Source organism: Myxococcus sp. AM009 (assembly GCF_013372605.1).
GTDB classification, from domain to species: Bacteria; Myxococcota; Myxococcia; order Myxococcales; family Myxococcaceae; genus Myxococcus; species Myxococcus vastator.
This window is the reverse complement of sequence record NZ_JABXEP010000482.1, coordinates 1-420: the sequence shown is the minus strand read 5'-3', so window position 1 is coordinate 420 and position 420 is coordinate 1. Positions and strand designations below refer to the sequence as shown.

Sequence of the window (420 nt, the reverse complement as noted above, 5' to 3'; positions counted from 1 at the left end):
GTTTATGCTTTTATCGTGCGTATGGAATGGAGGTGCTACTTCCCCCGAATAGATCTATAGCTCCGCTTCCGTAGTCGCAGCACTGCCCCGCCCAATCGTCCTACTAAGCCTTTTTTCGCCTGCACCTCAATAACGTCAGCTGTTATAATATCGTGCATTTTACACAGCTCGGCATAAAACCGCTCTGGATTATCCTCTAGTGTCCAGGTATGCTTATAGTGACCCCTATCAGGACCTTGCCATACGTACTCGGTGCTTCGTATGGTACCGCCCTGCAAGACAGTTCTGATATCACTATGGTTCGGGTTATTCGTTGCACCACCGACGTGCTCGCGGCGCACCCCAACTTGCGGCTCTCCCTGCTCACGTGTTGCAACAAAGCAGTTGCCGCCATCTCGAATAATCTTCACGCTCATTGCT

The 420-nt window shown here is 51.0% G+C and carries 1 protein-coding gene; it reads right to left on the bottom strand.

The features are described from left to right. Positions 1 to 35: 35 nt before the first annotated feature. On the bottom strand, positions 36 to 420 hold a 385-nt coding region (locus tag HV824_RS37035; RefSeq protein ID WP_217918067.1), incomplete at its 5' end, for a hypothetical protein.